This is a genomic window from Vibrio sp. HS-50-1 (assembly GCF_024747315.1).
GTDB lineage: Bacteria > Pseudomonadota > Gammaproteobacteria > Enterobacterales > Vibrionaceae > Vibrio > Vibrio diabolicus.
In genome coordinates this window covers 325,154-338,756 of sequence record NZ_JAMPZF010000004.1, presented here as the reverse complement: position 1 = coordinate 338,756, position 13,603 = coordinate 325,154, and the positions used below count along the sequence as shown (strand labels likewise).

The window sequence follows — 13,603 nt, the reverse complement described above, 5'->3', positions numbered from 1 at the left end:
CCCTAATACTTGGCTAGCAGCGCTTTCGCGGTTTGCGTTTCTAGGTTGCTGTCGCCCAATTGCTCCATTTGCACTAACCATGTTTTGGCTTGTTGAACGTCTTCAGCGCGCAGTGCCGCTTCAATGGCGTAGCGATAAATCCAAGACGTTGCCGCAAAAGGTTGCTGACTAAAACTCGGTTCATCGAGCAGAGAAAGGTACAGCTCGTAGCCACGCTCAAAGTGATTGAACATGTCAGGTAGAGAAGTAAAGGTGGTGGCTGCCATGGCGGTGGCTAGTTGGTATTCCGGCAAGCCTTGTAAACGTTGTTGCTCTTGCAGTGGTACTGGCTGATTCGCCATTAAATCCAAACCCTTTTGGATTGTGGCAAGACCGCGCTCGGTGAACTTCATCTTGTTCCAAGGCATAAACGCCTCACGACCTTGCAACGTCTCAGCACTGCCTAAATACACCAAGGTCACCGGCGTTGCTCCCTGCTCTTCGAGTTGTTTGGATAGTTCGCCGTAAACGGTATCAACCAAACCAGAGTCACCTTGCGCCGCTTGGTTGAATTGACTGAGTGTGCGCTCGCTTGGGTTAGCCAGAGCCAGATTGCTGCTAAGTGCAAATGCGGCGATAAACGTACTTGCCAGTTTAAGAGCTTTGATTGAGCGAGATTGAGAAACCATCATGTACTGTCCTTAGTTAAACGTGATTTGATGGTTTCAGATTAATGGAGAAGATCGCACGCTGCTTTTGCATGCGACCAATGGCATTTATATGGAGTGAACGGGTGTTTGCTGCGATGAATGACATTCCATCCTTAAAGAGAACATTTATCCCAGCTTGTTTGTAAGCGTCTGTCTTTCACCACAATAGGAATAAAAATACTGGCTTAAAACCTGCGTCTAGTGTATTTATCCATTCCACAGCTTTCCAAGCAGCTTACCCATAACAGACGACATCGACGCTCCTCTCATACACACCTTTGCATGGTGTCTGTTATTTCCAAATAGGATTCTTAGCATCGGAATAGTTCGAACTCTCGAGTTCTGGTTGTTTTCGCGCTCGAACTGGGTGCGTTATTAGGTCGTAGAAAATGAATAAGCGTTTTTTCCCCAGGGTCGATTTGCCACTGCTGATGGCGATCATTCCGATCATGCTATTGAGTACACTAACACTTTGGAGTGCCAGTGGCTTTAATGAGGCCATGCTCTTCAAGCATTTAGCACGCTGCGGACTGACCTTGGTTTGTATATTGGTCATGTCATCGATTCCCGCCGCTAGCTATCAACGCTCAGCTCCATATCTCTACATTATTGCGGTTGCGCTGCTACTTGCTGTCGCTTTGTTTGGCGATAGCACTAATGGCTCTCAACGTTGGCTCGATATTGGCTTTTTTCGCTTTCAACCCTCGGAGCTAATCAAACTCTCGATTCCAATCATGATCGCGTGGATGCTACATATTGAAGGTGGCAGACCAGATAGTAGGAAAATCGCATTCTGCTTACTCATCACAATGATTCCTGCTGGGTTAATCGCGCTACAACCGGATTTAGACGGTGCAGTTTTTACCGTCATTTACGCCTTATTCGTTTTATTTTTAGCTGGCATGAGCTGGAAAATAATCGGTGGCTTTGTCGCGAGTATATTAACGTTGGCGCCTATTTTGTGGTTCTTCGTCATGGAAACGTATCAAAAAAGCCGCGTTACTCAGTTCTTGCACCCGGAGTCGGATCCGTTAGGTTCGGGCTACCAAATCATCCAATCTTTGATTGCGATAGGCTCAGGAGGAATGAAAGGCAAAGGTTGGATGAATGCTACGCAAGGAACACTTGGCTTTATTCCAGAGAGTCATACGGACTTTATTTTTTCGACTTATGCCGAGGAGTGGGGTTTTGTTGGTAGTTTAGTCTTGCTCGCACTGTACTTGTTTATTACCGCGCGCGTCATGTTGCTTGCATGTCAGTCTGACCACTTTTTTAGTCGGCTTGTGAGTGGCGCATTAGCGATGAGCTTTTTCCTGTATGCTTTTATCAATACAGGTATGGTGAGCGGCTTGTTGCCAGTAATGGGAAGCCCTTTGCCGTTCTTTAGTTACGGCGGCACGGCCATGCTGACGCAAGGCATCTGCTTTGGTGTGATCATGTCACTGTGTTATTCCAAATATCGCAACGCATAATGCTGCTAGCAAAGAGTGTGATCAAAAAAGGCTTCCCTCGGGAAGCCTTTTTACAACGGTGGAAGCTAAGAAATTATAGCTCTGCGTTGTGGTAAACCTGCTGAACGTCGTCACAGTCATCTAGAAGATCTAGGAATTTCTGGAACTTCTCAGCATCTTCACCCGCTACTGGAGTGTGAGTTTGAGGAACGAAAGTGATTTCTTCCACATCGATCGTTAGATCTGGGAACGCACCATTGAGCGCTGTTTTCGTCTTGAAGAACTCCGTATGAGGAGCGAATACAGTGATCACTCCGTCTTCTAGCTCAACGTCAGTTACGTCCACATCTTCCATCATTAGCGTTTCTAGGATGATCTCATCATCGTCGCCTTTGAACTGGAATACCGCTTGGTGATCGAACATGTGAGAAACGGAGCCCTCAACACCAATTTTCGCACCAACTTTAACAAAGCATTGGCGTACATCTTGGAAAGTACGGTTGCCGTTATCGGTCAGACAGTCAACGATAACACTAGTACCGCCAGGGCCGAAGCCTTCGTAGCGCGCTGGTTGGTAATCTTCACCACCGCCGCCACTCGCTTTGTCTAGTGCTTTGTCGATAACGTGCGCTGGTACCTGATCTTTTTTCGCTTTCGCGATCAGGTGGCGAAGAGACAAGTTCATGTCTGGGTCACTACCGCCGTTTTTCGCGCACATGTAAATTTCTTTACCGTATTTGGAATAAACTTTAATTTTCGCGCCTGCAGTTTTCGCCATAGAGGCTTTGCGCACTTCAAAACTTCTTCCCATCGGGATGTCTCTCTAAATTCAAATTTAATGCGAAGGATTTTAGCAAAAAGCGAAACCTTTTCAATTTCGCTTAGCAAAGGAATGGGGAGGTTACCTCATTCGCCACATAGTTTTATACCGTTGTCACGATTCGCGTTAAGCGACACCCATTACTCGTTTGTACTTTTCGACCGATTGCTGAAAAAACGCTTTTTCATCAGCATCGTTAATCTTGGACAACTGTTCTTCTATTGCTTCAGGACCAGATTTGGCCTCTCTGAGCTTCCAAACCAAAAACGACGCTTGTTTATCCAGTTCGATTTTGTTTTTTTCATCAGGCGGCAATAGGGATAGATTGAACGACATTTACAGCCTCAAGGTACTTTAAATACTAGCCGCGCACTATAGCATACAGAGTTACAATTGCAGAATAGAAACGCACTTAACTTGATCAATTTCAAGTTAACTATTTGGGACCCGCACTGATTTTCAGCGCTTTTGGTAAAAACTGCTCGAATATTTGATGCAACCGATCTTTGGTCACAGGTTTGGCGACAAACTCATTCATACCGACGTCAAAGCAATGTTGTTGATCTTCTTTAATAACATTGGCACTCAACGCAATAATGGGAACGTGTTTCCCCCACTCTCCCATTTGTCGAATACGCTCAGTAGTAATGAAGCCATCCATCACTGGCATTTGGCAATCCATAAACACCAAGTCAAAAGCTTGCTTCTCACATAGCTGAAGCGCTTCTTCACCATGATTTGCGACACTCACTCGAACGCCGAGCTTTTCCAACATAATACGCACGACTTTCTGGTTTACGATGGTATCTTCAACAATCAATACCCAAGGTTGATTGTCATGCTGGAGGCTGGTTTCATTATCTTCAACTTTTGGAAACGTCAAAACATTAGGTCGTTCCGAGTAGGTAGACCGTGCTTTTACTACAACTGGAATCGAAAACTCAAAACAACTACCAAGCCCCAACTCACTTGTCAGCTGGATTTCTCCTCCCATTAAGTTCACCAACTGAGCACCAATCGCCAAACCAAGGCCGGTACCACCGTACTTTCTGGTTGTACTGCCATCGGCTTGTTGGAAACGTTCGAAGATCGCTTGTTGGTTCTCTTTCGCAATACCAATGCCAGAATCAACGACGCGAAATCGAATCATGGCGACATCATGCTCTTGACGTGTTAACTCAACAAGAAGCTTCACATGACCACGATCAGTAAATTTGATCGCGTTGCTCAACAAATTGTTCAATACCTGTTTTAAGCGCGCAGCATCGCCTTGCACTTCCGCTGGCAAGTGAGGATCAATATCGCTAAGCAATTGCAGATTCTTCTGCTTGGCTTTGACGGTATGTAAGCTGATCACATCATCCAAAATACGGCGCAGATCATAACTCGCATTTTCTAATTCGACTTTACCTGCTTCGACTTTGGAAAAGTCGAGAATATCGTCGATGATCGTCATTAAAGAGTGAGAAGAACTATCGATGATCTCTACAAACTCTTTTTGCTGAGGATCGAGTTTGGTGTCACCCAGTAATGAAGCGACACCAATAATGCCATTCATCGGTGTTCGAATTTCATGGCTCATGGTGGCAAGAAATTCACTTTTTTTGCGGTTGGCGACTTCCGCTCTATCTCTTTCTTCTTCAAGTTCAGTCTGATGCTCACGGACTTTCTCAACGCTTCGGTTGTATTTCTCCGCCAACACGCTCACTTCATCAAAACACCAACGCTTTGGGAGCGTAACTTTGCTTGGGACCTTCCCGCCACTAAAATCGCTCACGGCGCCAGAAAGCAGTTGGAGAGGGTTGACCAAGAGGCGGAAGGCAACCCAAAGCACGCCAATTATGAGCAATAGGATCTTGATCGCTTCTGTCGTGAGCAAGAAAAAAAATTGTTGCCAAAGATCTTCATAAATCGAGCTCAGATCCGCCTGAACAGTCAATGTCGCCAGATCATAGGTTTTATCACCAACACGATATTGCATCGGCCAACTTCTTTCTACGACATCCTCAGAAAGAGCGGTGCCCAGTTCGATGATAACTTCATCTTCATTAGCAATACGTAAATAATCCACAGAGGGCATGCGCATTGCGCCCTCTGCCTGAGTGAGTAACAGCTCCCTATCCTCCACCCATAAGCTGGCAGAAAAGCTCGATAAGTAACTGGATTCGACCTGCTTTAGCTCGACGTGCAAATGGGCTACATCTTCGTTAAAAACTCGATATAAACTCACAGCGGAAATAATGACGGTAAAGATTAAACTCAACGTTAGCACCGCCAACATAAGTTGGTTACCGATACTAAATCGACGTTGAGATCGCTCTTTTTCATCCATATGAAATCGCTCCGATAAACTTGCGCTACTCTAAATATAGCCACGCGTAAATAATAATCGAGGATACGATGAAAAGACTTCTACTTAGATTGGCTTTTAGTTTTATTGCGATAGGAACTTATGCTACTGCCGCTGAAGTGAACTATTACGTTATCGCCGACCAAGCAAGGCCATTTCAAATAGAACAACAGGGGCAAATGCATTCCGGGATTGTGACTGACATAGTCAGTGCCATTTTCGCTGAATCGGATTATCAGGTGAATTATCACACTTATCCGTTTAAACGAATGATTTCCATATTAGAAGAAGGTGGCGAACCAAACTGGCTAACTTACGGCAGCCCAAATTGGGGCAAGGTGCAATCAGAAAATTTGTCTGAAGAGCCCATTTACACTGTAAAACATGTATTGGTCTCTAGTAGTGAGAAACCGTTAGAGTTCAAGAATATGGACACCATGCATGGCCGATCTATCGTATTGCTACTCGGTTTTGATTATCCGAATTTAATCCCATTCTTTGAGGATGGTAGTGTGAATGAAATGCGAGTGAAAGATTATGAGGCTGCATATCGAGTAGTAACCCGAACACCAGGAGATACAGCCTTCGTCGAAATGGAATCGCGCGTTATGTACAACTTAAAACGCCTCAATTTGCCACTTGAGGATTTTCAGATCCAACCTTTCAGTTCAGTTATCCCCGACTACTCAATCTATTTGGCCTTTTCGCCCCAAATGCAGCCAGAAACTCAGGACTACATCAATACACGTTTGGTTGAGTTAAAAACATCGGGCGAAATTGATGAGATCATTCAAAGATATCAATAAATGGCCTAACGAATGAAAACGCCAACGATAGTATCGATGGCGTTTTCATCTATTGATGACATAGATGATGCTTTACTTGGTGTGATTGACAAACTTAGGATCAAACATGTGCCCTAATTTACTCGCCTTAGTTTGCAAGTAGTGTTGATTGCTCGGATTATTACCTTCTTGCAAGGGCACACGCTCAATGACGTTGATATCAACCGCTTTTAACGCAGTCAGCTTACGTGGGTTGTTCGTCATTAGTCGCACCGCATCAATGCCCAAATGCTCTAACATCCCTTTACAGAACGCGTAATCACGCATATCGGCAGCAAAGCCCAAACGTTCATTGGCTTCTACAGTATCGGCGCCATCGTCCTGGAGGTGATAAGCTCGAATTTTGTTAATCAAGCCAATACCACGTCCTTCTTGACGCAAATAAAGCAGTACACCACATCCCTCTTCGACAATATTTTGTAGCGCCCTGTTGAGCTGAAAACCACAGTCGCAACGCGTACTAAACAAGGCATCGCCAGTAAGGCACTCCGAATGCAACCGAATAAGCGGTGCAGCGCTGCTTTCAGGCTCTCCATACACGAGGGCAAGATGCTCTTTGTTCGTGGCAGTTTCAACGAAGCCATACATCATAAATGTGCCCCATTGGGTCGGCAATTTGGCTTTATCGATGAACTTCACGAGATTGTAGGGCTCGACATGTCTCAGCTCAGCCCGAACGTTCATCAGAATTTCTCCTAAATGATTTTCTCCTTTACCGTCTCCCCCATCCCCCCAAAAGGCATCTTTGTGAGAATGCTCTGTAAGACAAGCGTTACCCGTTCTCATTAACTGCTGCGCTAAAGGTGGATTTTGCAGAAACTTTTCTCTAACGATGAAAGCCATAACGGCCAACTTCATATCCTCCCAGTCACTTCTGACGAAATGTTCGTATTTTCGGCTTAAGGCGAATGCTTCATCGGGAGTGCTCGCGTGTTGAATTTTGCTTTGTAACTGCGCATCGAGGAACTTTTGGGCTTGATAATAATGTTCGCTGGTGGGCCAAGTTTGGGAGGATATATTGACTGGGGCATGGCAAAAATTGGAAAGAAAACCGTGGGGCTCATCGGGCTCATAAAAAAGGATTTGGTCAACCATACTCGCGCTCCTTGCTTTGTGGTCGCGATAATCAACAAAAAGCATATCGCTATTTATATATCTTTTAGTAACGCTAGGTAAGATTGTCAAACTTCTACACAGATGAAAATGAGTTTGGATCTAGAACTTTTTAGGTGAAATAGAGGTGAATTAGAACGTTTGGATAAGAAAAATAAAGAGATGTGAGATGTTGTGGTAAGACGCAATGGCTAAAATGGAGCGAAAAATAAAAAGGGCAGTCCGACGACTACCCTATGGATTGCTATACCAAACTAGAGCAATCAGTGTATCAAGCCAAGCTCCCTTGCTTCTTCAATGGTCAATCCACTTTCACGGATTTCACGTAGCGCTTCAATGCGTCTTCTGGCTTCTGCTGATTTCACTGTTTTCTCAGGCTTCACAACGGCTTCTTCATCAGGTAATTCCCATTTGTGAGCGATGTTGGTCATCTCGTCATGGTCGATAGAATTAATGGACATATTTCCTCCGAACACACCATGTTTTCGATGCGTAATCTATAGCAAAACAGGAACGAGGTGGTAAGAAAAACTGTAGGGAAATGTGACCCCTCCCGCCCTTTCGTTAACTCCTTAATAGATCCATCATTTAAGTTTTGCCAAGGGGCAAATTTACGATTAGATTTGAATAATTCCCCCTAACAAAAGTGTGCTGATCCAGCTCTCAATTCTCGTCTTCCTTGACTTCATTAACAACGCCGGATACCACTTTTTATTTCGCCTAACTTTCGAGTCACTTCACTGATTCACCGCTTGCCACTTTCTAAAAACCATCACACCTGATAATGATAATAATTATCTTTTACATTAGTAAGGTGTTTATATGGATGGTATTAACTTAAATCATGCATACCACAATAATCCGGTCATCCAGATCCGAGATTTATGCGTCGATTACATCACCGATAATGGTGATTTCAATGCGGTAAAATCCGTCAGCTTCGATATCGGCAAAGGAGAAGTATTTGGACTTGCTGGTGAATCGGGATGTGGCAAAAGCACGATCGCATTCTCGATCAATCGTCTCCATAAGCCGCCAGCGTTCATTTCTGGCGGTAAAATATTATTTGATGGCAAAGACATGCTTAGCCTCTCTGATTCTGAGCTAACCGCTCTGAGGTGGAGTGAAATCGCCATGGTGTTTCAAAGCGCGATGAACTCACTCAACCCTGTCTTAACGATCCAAGAGCAATTCGCAGATGTATTGCGTCATCACCAAGGACTCACCAACGCTCAAGCGAAAGATCGAGCAGAAAAACTATTGGACTTGGTCAATATTCCGCGAGAACGGTTAACGGAATACCCTCACCAATTTTCAGGTGGAATGCGTCAGCGCTTGGTGATTGCTATTGCTTTGTCTTTGAACCCTAAGCTGATCATTATGGATGAGCCCACAACCGCTTTAGATGTGGTGGTACAAAGGGAGATTTTACAACAAATCTATCAGCTTAGAGATGAATTTGGCTTCTCAGTACTCTTTATTACGCACGACTTGGCGCTGATGAGCCAATTGTGTGATCGCATTGCCATCATGCGGCATGGAGAAATCGTCGAAGTCAATCAGGCATACGAAATTCGCAATAATCCTCAACATCCCTACACACAAAAGCTATGGGCTTCTTTCCCAAACATCCACGACGTCCACAAACAACCAGAGCAACCAGAGCAACCAGAGCAACCAGAGCAACCAGAGCAACCAGGAGCGTAATCATGAATCAGCCTATCATCCAAATGAAAAACGTGATTAAAGAGTTCAGAGTAGGCGGTGGTTTAGCGAAAGAGGAAACCTTCCGTGCGCTCCAAGGCGTGAGCTTTGATCTGTATGCAGGAAAAACGCTGGCTTTGGTTGGAGAATCAGGCTGCGGTAAAAGTACGTGTGCTCGCTTGATCACTAAAGTCTATCCGGCAACAGAAGGCGAGATCCTTTTCAATGACACTAATATCAATGAGATTACGTCACGTTCAGCGCTCCAAGAGTATCGCAGTAAAGTACAAATGGTGTTTCAAGATCCGTTTGGTTCACTCAATCCAACTCATACCATTCGCCATCATCTAACACGCCCTTTAAAGATTCATAAGCAAATCAAAAGCGAGCGTGACATTCCTGCCCGCTTGGAAGCGCTTTTAAAGCTGGTGGAACTACCTGAAGAGACATTAAATAAGTTTCCTCACGAGCTTAGTGGTGGACAACGTCAGCGAGTAAACTTAGCACGTGCTCTCGCCGTCGGCTCGCAAATCATTCTTGCGGATGAGCCAACATCGATGCTGGATGTCTCCATTCGCCTCGGGGTACTTAATCTAATGCAGCGCATGAAGCAAGAGCTAGGAATCGGCTTTTTGTACATCACTCATGATTTGGCGACCGCACACTACATCGCGGAAGAAACAGCTGTGATGTACAAAGGGCAAATCGTTGAATGGGGTGATACACACTCAATACTGAAGAATCCGCAGCACCCGTACACCAAACTATTGATTTCAGCCGTTCCAGATCCAGATCTTCCTTTTGGTAACTTAGTGAAAAGTGAGCCAAACTATTCGATAGATGCCGATGAAATTCGTAGTCGTAGCAGCATTATTGTCGACGAATTTGATCAAATAGGACCCAATCACTATGTAAAACAATGGACTGAGGCTGCGTAATGGAATTGAGGACTTGGCAAGATCAGATCGCCATGTGGTATGAACATCGGAAGCATGATCAAGTTGAAAAACTGGAAACGATCTTATATCAAGCGCCCGACGGCGTGTTTGGCCCAGAACTGAACGAAGTTCAAAGCAAAGCGATTGCTTGCTGGCTAGACGGTTGTTTACGTGTGTTTCAACATGCTAGGTACCGAGATCCTCAAAAAGCGTATCAAACCTTGCTTTACACGAGCGCAAAGCTCGAGCAAGCGGCATGTCAGGTATCGACCGATATTCTGATCAAAGATTGGTGTTTAAAGCGACTTCAGCACCTTACCGTTTTAGCGTTAGAGTTTTGTAATCAGCAATGCGATCAAAATGAGTGGCAACAACAAGCACATAACTTGATCGAGTCGCATGTTGCTTTGATGCGTTCTTTACACTGGAATGAAGCCAAGAAGCATGATCAAGGTTTATCTCATTAATCTGGAAAAATGATCAAGGCTTACTTTGAGGAATTTGAGGTAAAAAAAAGCGAGTTTCCTGAGGAGAAACTCGCGAAGTCTATTCAGAATGAATGTAACAATATGAGCCAATCTATTAATCATCAGAAAGGACAAAAGGTTGTCTATTCGTGATAAATAGTAGTCTCAGGCTTGGCTCCTAATGTCAGTGATTTGTTAGAGTTAAGTCTGTTTTTTATCATCGAAAGACATTGTTACATTTCAAATCAATACGCCACGCCTATTGCTTGATGTGTATCAAGCAACGCTTTTAAATCGCCATTTCATCCAGAGCGCGGAATACCATTTCATCCATGTGGCCATCGAAGATTTGACGGCACACCTTCCGACGTACCGCTAATCCAGCAATCAAGCGCTCAATGGTAAGATGCTTAATATCATTTTGAGTGTTAAACAGCTCGACGGTTTTGCTTAATGTCTCATAAGGAATTGGCTCATCCCCTACCCTTAGCCAATCAAGCTTCTCTATGTAATCAGAACACTCTTCTTTGATTGAGGCATATGAGTGCCCTGTCATCGCAGATAAAGCCGTTATACTGCGTTCTAGAGCCTCTGGTGAGGTATATTTAGATAAAGTAATGGTGATCTCGTCTGCATTGATCTCTACCAGGTGTTTTCTTTGCTTCACGCGGCGGCCTAAATTCCCTCTTGGAGATGGCGCTTTGCGTTGGATAGGCTCAAATTCGCCGTCTATGATGCCTGAGAGCTCTTCAAGCTGTTGTCGGGTAACCATCTCATTACGAAGTGGGTTTGGCAGCGTAGGCGCCATGTTACGCTTTCCTGCGTTGGTTGTTCGCGCACGTGAATAACGTAAGACTTCTTCCACATCGCATTTAATATCGATCTGGTAGTCCATCACTTTGTCATTCTCGATCATAGTTTCGATCGTCAGGTGATAACCCCACAAATTCACGACAAACAGCTCATCCGTTCCCTTACCATCCGATAAACGCTTCAGCTCTCGGATCAAATCCATCGAGAATCGTCGCCATTCGATGTTACGTGCCAGCTTCTGGTTTAATTCACTCAGCAGCATGCAGTCAGTATGACGACGCACCATGCGGCTACGGAAGAAAGAATACAGTTGGAATACCAAAGTATGTTGCTTCAAGATCTCTGGTGGGAACAAGAAGAAATAATCACGCGTTAATAGTTCTTCATAAAACGAAGGCTCCCAAACCAAAATGTACAAGTTTGGCTTGATACGAATTTCACCATCGCTTCCCTCTACAGGCGCTTCTTCAGACGCAGTGATGGTTCGAGCAAGAAAACGAAAACGATCACTTTTGAATCCTTCTGGCATGTTTTCACTTAGCCAACGACCAGTAAGTTCATGCAGCTGGAAATCGGTAAACTCAATACGATCAATACTGTCGCGAATAGAATCACGTGCTGGACCACTGTCTTTTTTGCCTCGAAGCGACAAAATATCAGTAATGTATAACGGCGTCTTGTTCGGCACGTGTGCTGCATCGAGTTGATACTGATCTTTGTGATGATCATGGTATTGCACGGTCAATGTGAACAGAGCAAACAAGGTCATCAGATCATCCACGGTCATGATATTTTTGGATGATCGCGTTTCAATAACCGCTTTGGTACCAGAGATCGACACCATGGATTTCTGATAACTTTTTCGAGTTCTTGGTGGTGCAAGTGCTTGGTCAATGATCCCAGCCCAATTCGTTGGAGACACGACAAATTGATCGGCTTCATCTTTCATCGTTGGAGGGGTATTCAACCCATGTTCATTCAACAAACGCTTGTTGACTTGGGTTTGAGCCAATGCTTTTGAACGTTTTTGCTTTTCGTTTTGGCGTACTTTGTCTGTAACAAGACTTGTTGCACCCAACACTGAAATAAGCTGATTAGGATTAACAAACTTATGTAACATCGTCTTACCAGCAAGTCCTTCTTCAAACCGCACTGGAGTTTGAGTAAACAAACCAATGTTTACTGCTGCACGTAAGCGTTGTTGCAGAGCTGCACGAGTGAGTTGTCCGTCCGTCGCTTCCACAATCTCTGTGGTTGAAACCAATCCATCTTTGCTGCTGAAACCTCGCAATGAGATCAGATTAAGCAACTCTAAGATGCTTTTGGTCACCCCTTTGAAATGTTGGTACTGCTCTACCCAATCTGCAGAGGACTCATGTACCTCAAAAAGATGGCCATCCTTATGGCTTCTAGGTGCTTTAATCAGAATTTTTTCATCAGCCGTCATTTTAGATCCAGATCACACTAGCCGTAGTTGTGCTATGGTTCCGAAGAATAAAGAAAAACAGATCATAAATAAAGAAAAAAGATTGTTTTTTAAATAACTGATCTTTTTGATTAATCTGATCTTAATTGATTATATGATCTAATGATCTGGCTGTCGTTTTTCCGCTAAGTACATGTTCTATAAAGTGATTATTTTCATGCATGTCGGAACTATGATCATGCTAATTCTGAAACTATGATCAACAATAGCCTGAAAGCATGATCATATTTACTCGTAAGCATGATCATTAAGTTTATGAAAAGATGATCAAAAGAGTCTTGAAACGATGATCATGATGTTTTTACAGGTTATCCACAGATGCTGTGTTTAATAATGATCTTAATGAGGATTTTATTGAGCATTGTCGATGTTATTGATACTCGGATCGATGATCAAGAGCTGAGATAGCTATCGTTCTGGAGACAATACTGATGATAAATTACGCATGTGATGAAAATACATCCAAGTAGCTCTTATTCCGCAGTAAAACCTAGTTTCGGACTATTCTTGGGAAGCATGATCATGCTTTCGTATTTATGTTTTATCATGGAAGCATGATCATAAGTATACCTTGATCATACTTCCATAGGAACATCACTTGAACTGCCCTTTTTGGCTCGGATACATGATCAAGGTTGTTATTAGCGTTCATGTTGAAAGATTGCTTTCTATTTTTTGTTTAAATTAGGTTGGCCTAACATAATCCGTAATTTAGCTTAAGAATATAATCGTTCCGGTAGAAAATTGATTTACATTGTAAATGGGTGACGCTGTAACACTTTTATTTTTAAGTTTAAGGTGTCCATTTATTCGAAGATTATTTAATTAAAAATAGTTATGTTTTTTACCATAAATCATAAAAGCGTCGATTTGAGTGTTTTTTTATGTGATGGTTATTCAAAATGTTTGTGCACCTTTTTGTTGTTT

Annotated in this window: 12 protein-coding genes; 5 read left to right on the top strand and 7 right to left on the bottom strand. The window is 43.6% G+C overall.

Annotated features, from left to right (window positions below; translation table 11 throughout):
• Nucleotides 1-2 precede the first annotated feature (2 nt).
• On the bottom strand, nucleotides 3-671 hold the full coding sequence (locus NDJ01_RS04640; protein WP_006740910.1) for a hypothetical protein: 669 nt from the start codon (nucleotides 669-671) through the stop codon (nucleotides 3-5).
• 407 nt (nucleotides 672-1,078) lie between these two features.
• Here NDJ01_RS04640 and rodA point away from each other — a divergent pair, with 407 nt between their 5' ends.
• On the top strand, nucleotides 1,079-2,161 hold the full coding sequence (gene rodA, locus NDJ01_RS04635; protein WP_046875633.1) for a rod shape-determining protein RodA: 1,083 nt from the start codon (nucleotides 1,079-1,081) through the stop codon (nucleotides 2,159-2,161).
• A gap of 73 nt (nucleotides 2,162-2,234) precedes the next feature.
• Here the strand turns inward: rodA and NDJ01_RS04630 are convergent, their stop codons facing one another.
• From NDJ01_RS04630 to NDJ01_RS04620, 3 genes are all read right to left on the bottom strand, one after another.
• Nucleotides 2,235-2,951 carry a YebC/PmpR family DNA-binding transcriptional regulator gene (locus tag NDJ01_RS04630; RefSeq protein ID WP_005392082.1) on the bottom strand — a complete coding sequence of 239 codons (717 nt, stop codon included), beginning with the start codon at nucleotides 2,949-2,951 and terminating at the stop codon, nucleotides 2,235-2,237.
• Between the two features lie 135 nt (nucleotides 2,952-3,086).
• On the bottom strand, nucleotides 3,087-3,296 hold the full coding sequence (locus NDJ01_RS04625; protein ID WP_005374484.1) for a DUF3283 family protein: 210 nt from the start codon (nucleotides 3,294-3,296) through the stop codon (nucleotides 3,087-3,089).
• A 100-nt stretch (nucleotides 3,297-3,396) separates the two neighbouring features.
• Entirely contained in the window at nucleotides 3,397-5,292 is a 1,896-nt protein-coding gene (locus NDJ01_RS04620) for an ATP-binding protein (RefSeq protein ID WP_258586340.1), read from the bottom strand.
• A 68-nt stretch (nucleotides 5,293-5,360) separates the two neighbouring features.
• Between NDJ01_RS04620 and NDJ01_RS04615 the strand changes: the two genes are divergently transcribed.
• Nucleotides 5,361-6,116 carry an ABC transporter substrate-binding protein gene (locus tag NDJ01_RS04615; protein ID WP_047009717.1) on the top strand — a complete coding sequence of 252 codons (756 nt, stop codon included), beginning with the start codon at nucleotides 5,361-5,363 and terminating at the stop codon, nucleotides 6,114-6,116.
• Between the two features lie 72 nt (nucleotides 6,117-6,188).
• On the opposite strand, the gene ribA is transcribed toward NDJ01_RS04615, so the two are convergent.
• On the bottom strand, nucleotides 6,189-7,250 hold the full coding sequence (gene ribA, locus NDJ01_RS04610; RefSeq protein ID WP_258586339.1) for a GTP cyclohydrolase II: 1,062 nt from the start codon (nucleotides 7,248-7,250) through the stop codon (nucleotides 6,189-6,191).
• Nucleotides 7,251-7,531: 281 nt separating this feature from the next.
• A complete protein-coding gene (locus NDJ01_RS04605; RefSeq protein WP_005392088.1) occupies nucleotides 7,532-7,729 on the bottom strand; it encodes a PA3496 family putative envelope integrity protein in 198 nt (65 codons plus the stop codon).
• Nucleotides 7,730-8,090: 361 nt separating this feature from the next.
• Here NDJ01_RS04605 and NDJ01_RS04600 point away from each other — a divergent pair, with 361 nt between their 5' ends.
• The 3 genes from NDJ01_RS04600 to NDJ01_RS04590 are packed head-to-tail and all read left to right on the top strand — an operon-like array spanning nucleotide 8,091 to nucleotide 10,377.
• Nucleotides 8,091-8,975: an ABC transporter ATP-binding protein gene (locus NDJ01_RS04600; RefSeq protein ID WP_258586338.1), complete on the top strand. Its 885-nt coding sequence runs from the start codon at nucleotides 8,091-8,093 to the stop codon at nucleotides 8,973-8,975.
• A gap of 2 nt (nucleotides 8,976-8,977) precedes the next feature.
• Nucleotides 8,978-9,910: an ATP-binding cassette domain-containing protein gene (locus NDJ01_RS04595; protein WP_145472458.1), complete on the top strand. Its 933-nt coding sequence runs from the start codon at nucleotides 8,978-8,980 to the stop codon at nucleotides 9,908-9,910.
• The gene (locus NDJ01_RS04590; RefSeq protein ID WP_104973212.1) at nucleotides 9,910-10,377 is read left to right on the top strand and encodes a transcriptional regulator; all 468 of its coding nucleotides are present in this window, start codon (nucleotides 9,910-9,912) and stop codon (nucleotides 10,375-10,377) included. The genes NDJ01_RS04595 and NDJ01_RS04590 overlap by 1 nt, the downstream gene beginning before the upstream one ends.
• A 289-nt stretch (nucleotides 10,378-10,666) precedes the next feature.
• Here NDJ01_RS04590 and NDJ01_RS04585 read toward each other — a convergent pair whose 3' ends face one another.
• Nucleotides 10,667-12,637: a replication initiator protein RctB domain-containing protein gene (locus NDJ01_RS04585; protein ID WP_005392102.1), complete on the bottom strand. Its 1,971-nt coding sequence runs from the start codon at nucleotides 12,635-12,637 to the stop codon at nucleotides 10,667-10,669.
• Nucleotides 12,638-13,603: the final 966 nt, after the last annotated feature.

What these genes read in the sequence shown, in the direction of transcription:
- NDJ01_RS04640 (WP_006740910.1), bottom strand. Translation starts at nt 671, where the DNA reads ATGATGGTTTCTCAATCTCGCTCAATCAAAGCTCTTAAACTGGCAAGT.
- rodA (WP_046875633.1), top strand. Translation starts at nt 1,079, where the DNA reads ATGAATAAGCGTTTTTTCCCCAGGGTCGATTTGCCACTGCTGATGGCG.
- NDJ01_RS04630 (WP_005392082.1), bottom strand. Translation starts at nt 2,951, where the DNA reads ATGGGAAGAAGTTTTGAAGTGCGCAAAGCCTCTATGGCGAAAACTGCA.
- NDJ01_RS04625 (WP_005374484.1), bottom strand. Translation starts at nt 3,296, where the DNA reads ATGTCGTTCAATCTATCCCTATTGCCGCCTGATGAAAAAAACAAAATC.
- NDJ01_RS04620 (WP_258586340.1), bottom strand. Translation starts at nt 5,292, where the DNA reads ATGGATGAAAAAGAGCGATCTCAACGTCGATTTAGTATCGGTAACCAA.
- NDJ01_RS04615 (WP_047009717.1), top strand. Translation starts at nt 5,361, where the DNA reads ATGAAAAGACTTCTACTTAGATTGGCTTTTAGTTTTATTGCGATAGGA.
- ribA (WP_258586339.1), bottom strand. Translation starts at nt 7,250, where the DNA reads ATGGTTGACCAAATCCTTTTTTATGAGCCCGATGAGCCCCACGGTTTT.
- NDJ01_RS04605 (WP_005392088.1), bottom strand. Translation starts at nt 7,729, where the DNA reads ATGTCCATTAATTCTATCGACCATGACGAGATGACCAACATCGCTCAC.
- NDJ01_RS04600 (WP_258586338.1), top strand. Translation starts at nt 8,091, where the DNA reads ATGGATGGTATTAACTTAAATCATGCATACCACAATAATCCGGTCATC.
- NDJ01_RS04595 (WP_145472458.1), top strand. Translation starts at nt 8,978, where the DNA reads ATGAATCAGCCTATCATCCAAATGAAAAACGTGATTAAAGAGTTCAGA.
- NDJ01_RS04590 (WP_104973212.1), top strand. Translation starts at nt 9,910, where the DNA reads ATGGAATTGAGGACTTGGCAAGATCAGATCGCCATGTGGTATGAACAT.
- NDJ01_RS04585 (WP_005392102.1), bottom strand. Translation starts at nt 12,637, where the DNA reads ATGACGGCTGATGAAAAAATTCTGATTAAAGCACCTAGAAGCCATAAG.